The sequence below is a fragment of the Rhodococcus sp. UFZ-B548 genome (assembly GCF_903819475.1).
Taxonomy (GTDB): Bacteria; Actinomycetota; Actinomycetes; order Mycobacteriales; family Mycobacteriaceae; genus Rhodococcus_F; species Rhodococcus_F erythropolis.
On sequence record NZ_CAIJDS010000156.1, the window covers coordinates 1 to 1,158 of the forward strand.

The following is a 1,158-nucleotide window of genomic DNA, read 5'->3' on the forward strand; positions in this document are numbered from 1 at the left end:
TCCAACTTCCCATGCACCGTCACCGGAAACTCCCCCAACACCACCACCACCGACGGCACCATGAACCCCGGAAGAGACCTCCGCACCCCCTCCAACACCACCACCTCATCGACCACCACCCCCACCTCACCCACCACAAACCCCACCAAAAAATCCCCACCCACACCCGACCGCAACACCACCACCGCACCAGCCACCCCCACCTGAGCAGCCAACACCGCCTCCACCTCACCCAACTCCACCCGCTGCCCCCGCACCTTCACCTGAAAATCCGTGCGCCCCACAAACTCCAACACCCCACCACACCCCCACCGCACCACATCACCCGTCCGATACACCCGAGCACCCACCACCCCCGACACCGGATCCGCCACAAACCGACCCACCGTCAAATCCACACGACCCTCATACCCCCGAGCCACCTGCACCCCACCCACATACAACTCCCCCACCACACCCACCGGAACCGGCCGCAACCGCGAATCCAACACCAACACCCGCGTATTCCACACCGGCCGACCAATCGGAACACCCACCCCCACAACACCATCCACCACATGAAACGTCACATCCACCGACGCCTCCGTCGGCCCGTACAAATTCACCAACTCCGCACCACACACCCCCGCAAACCGCCCCGCCAACACCGACGACAAACCCTCACCCGACACAAACACCCGACGCACACTCGAACACCCCACCACCACCGAAGGCTCCCCCACGAACACCTCCAACATCGACGGCACAAAATGCACCACCGACACCCCCCACCGCTCGATCACACCCACCAAATACACCGGATCACGATGCCCACCCGGATCCGCCACCACCAACCGCGCACCCACCATCAACGGCCAAAACAACTCCCACACCGACACATCGAACGACACCGGCGTCTTCTGCAACACCACATCCCCCACACCCAACGGAAACTCCCCCTGCATCCACAACAACCGATTCACCACCCCCGCATGCGAAACCACCACCCCCTTCGGACGACCCGTCGACCCCGACGTGAACATCACATACACCGCATGCTCAGGCAACAACACCCCCAACCGATCACCCACCCCCACCGGATCACCCGAAAACCCCGAAACATCAACACAACCCACATCAACAAACCCCACCCCCACCGGCAAACACCCACCATCACCA

The 1,158-nt window shown here is 62.6% G+C and carries 1 protein-coding gene; it reads right to left on the reverse strand.

What is annotated here, in order from left to right; translation table 11 throughout:
• Nucleotides 1–1,158, reverse strand: a 1,158-nt coding sequence (locus tag H7C86_RS36925) for an AMP-binding protein (RefSeq protein ID WP_182263519.1), incomplete at both ends; no start/stop codon positions are given.